This window comes from Mesorhizobium sp. PL10, from assembly GCF_053714315.1.
On record NZ_JBSKBR010000105.1, the window covers coordinates 1 to 2,531 of the forward strand.

3 protein-coding genes are annotated in these 2,531 nt (G+C 60.1%); all 3 read left to right on the forward strand.

From position 1 onward, the window contains the following. Window positions 1-25 precede the first annotated feature (25 nt). From tnpA to tnpC, 3 genes are read left to right on the forward strand one after another with little or no spacing between them, the layout of a single operon-like run. Window positions 26-499: an IS66-like element accessory protein TnpA gene (tnpA, locus tag ACWGTO_RS33085; protein WP_454578899.1), complete on the forward strand. Its 474-nt coding sequence runs from the start codon at window positions 26-28 to the stop codon at window positions 497-499. Then, complete coding sequence (gene tnpB / locus ACWGTO_RS33090; protein WP_454578897.1) at window positions 480-833, forward strand: IS66 family insertion sequence element accessory protein TnpB; 354 nt, start codon at window positions 480-482, stop codon at window positions 831-833. Before tnpA ends, tnpB begins: the two co-directional genes overlap by 20 nt. Before the next feature lie 54 nt (window positions 834-887). Continuing rightward, a complete protein-coding gene (tnpC, locus tag ACWGTO_RS33095; RefSeq protein ID WP_454578898.1) occupies window positions 888-2,459 on the forward strand; it encodes an IS66 family transposase in 1,572 nt (523 codons plus the stop codon). The last annotated feature ends 72 nt before the right edge of the window (window positions 2,460-2,531 follow it).

The window sequence follows — 2,531 nt, forward strand, 5'->3', positions numbered from 1 at the left end:
GTCTGAAATAGGTGGACACCAAGTGATGGAAGAAGATGATCAGAAACTGCTGGTGAGGCTTGTTGGTCGGAACGGGCGACGCCGATACGAGCCTGCATCGAAGGACCGTCTTGTCGCGGCCTGCCTTGAGCCTGGCGTGTCGGTATCGAGGCTTGCGCTCGAACATGGGGTCAATGCGAACCTTCTTCGGAAGTGGATAAAGAAGCGCACGCAGACCCAGTCCCTCCGACCGTCCTCATCACCGGCGTTTATCCCGGTTCAGATTGGAAGCATTCCCGATCGGGCCTTGCTGCGACAGAGCAGCATGGCTGCGGTGGATTTGCCGGGGACTTGCGATGGGGTGCGTGGGTCGGCATCGAAAAGGGCTGCGCTTTTTTCCTCTCCAGCCAAGGTGAGCGCGTCACTGCCGAACGGCGTGAAGTTGACGCTGGAATGCGGTGATGTGGATGCATTGACGGCGACCATCGGAGCACTGGGTCATGTTCAGACTGGGCGCTGACCTGAAAGTCTACCTGCACCGCGAGCCGATCGACTTTCGGGCCGGCATCAACAGCCTTGCGGTTCTGGTCCAAGAGACGATGGCGCTCGATCCGTTTGCTGCGGCGGTTTTTGCGTTCTGCAATCGCCGTCGCGACCGGATGAAGCTCCTGTTCTTCGATCGGTCGGGCTTTGTGCTGGTCCTGAAGCGGCTGACCGAGGACAAGTTCCGGTGGCCGCGCCGGGAGGTTGCGGTCGTCCAGCTTACGACCGAGCAATTGCACTGGATTCTCGACGGCATCGATATTGACGCAATGGTCCGCCATCCGGTGCGGCAATATCAGGTCGCAGGCTGACGGCTCCCGAATTGTGCGGTTGACGCGGCGGCATGCTTTCGATTCAAGAATCTGATGAATCGACCCGGCGAACCGACTGTTGAAGAGTTGACGGCGCGCATTGCTGCGCTGCAGGCGCAGAACCGTCAACTCGCCGAACGGGTCGTCAAACTCGAGGAAGAGTTGGCGCTTGCGCGGCTGCATCGTTTTGCGCCGAAGAGCGAAAAGCACATTGACCGCCTCTTCAATGAAGCCGAACAGGTTGCCGATGAGGACGACGCCGACAGCGAAGATGACGATGTCGCCGCCCTTCCGGATACTGGATTGCCAGTGGTCGAAAGCAAGACCGGAAAGAAGCGCGGCCGCAAGGCCTTGCCGGAAAACTTGCCGCGCGAGCGTGTCGAGTATGACCTTCCCGACGATCAGAAGGTGTGTCCTTGCTGCGCCGGTCGGATGCATCGCATGGGCGAGACCGTTACCGAGCAGCTTCATATCGAGGTGAAGGCCAAGGTCTTGCAGAATGTGCGGTTCAAATATGCATGCCGCCATTGCGACCGCACCGGGATCAACACGCCCGTCCTGATCGCGCCGATGCCCGCACAACCTTTGCCGGGCAGCATCGCTACGGCTTCGACGCTGGCCTTCGCGCTCGTTCATAAGTATGTCGACGGCACCCCGCTCTACCGCCTGGCGCAGGCATTCGAGCGCGCAGGTGTTCCTGTCAGCCGCGGCGCCCTGGGCCACTGGGTGATCGGCTCGAGCGAAAAACATCTCTCCCGCATCTATGACACGCTGAAGCTGCGGCTCAGATCGCAGCCCCTCATCCATGGTGACGAGACCACGGTCCAGGTGCTGAAGGAAATCGACAGAGAGGCCGCCAGCACGTCATATATGTGGGCTTACCGGAGCAGCGAGGACAGTGACGAGCCGATCGTGCTGCTCGATTATCAGCCGGGCCGCGGCCAGATACACCCGCAGACCTTCTTGGGCGATTACCGCGGCATATTGATGAGCGATGGCTATACTGCCTGGCGCACGCTGGAAGGGGCAACGCACCTTGGATGCATGGCCCATTCCAGGCGGCGCTTCGTCGATGCCCTAAAGGCGAGGAAGAAAGGCGGCGGCCCGCCGGAACAGGCGCTCCGGTTCTTCGAACAGCTCTATCGGGTTGAAAGGCAGGCGCGGAACGAAATCCCCGATGACGGCGAAACGCGAGATCACTGCATCCGCCGCTTCCGCCAGCAACATAGTGTCCCCATCCTCCATGCTCTCAAGGCATGGCTCGATGAAATCGCCCCAAAAGTCTTGCCGGACAGCAAGCTAGGCGACGCCGTCTCCTACACCCTGAACCAATGGGGATATCTGACTCGTTACACCGAGGACGGCAGCATGCCGATCGACAATAATCTTCTCGAGCGTGACATCAGAATCTTTGCCACTGGCCGGAAAAGTTGGCTGTTCAGCGATACCGTCGACGGAGCCAGGGCCAGCGCCGTCATCTACAGCCTGATGTTGACCTGCCGCGCCTGTGGTGTCGAGCCGTTAGCGTGGCTGCGCCACGTCCTCACCGAATTGCCTCAACGCAACGAGGACGCTGATATCGACGATCTGCTGCCCTTCAACTTCGCCAAAGCCGACGCAGCCTGACCCGACGCGTCCGTCTGAAAGCGATCCGTTGTTGCAAGGGCCGTCAACGTGCAGGGAAAATAGCGCTTACCT

Coding starts and splice junctions, on each gene's coding strand:
- tnpA (WP_454578899.1), top strand. CDS start 26: ATGGAAGAAGATGATCAGAAACTGCTGGTGAGGCTTGTTGGTCGGAAC.
- tnpB (WP_454578897.1), top strand. CDS start 480: ATGTTCAGACTGGGCGCTGACCTGAAAGTCTACCTGCACCGCGAGCCG.
- tnpC (WP_454578898.1), top strand. CDS start 888: ATGAATCGACCCGGCGAACCGACTGTTGAAGAGTTGACGGCGCGCATT.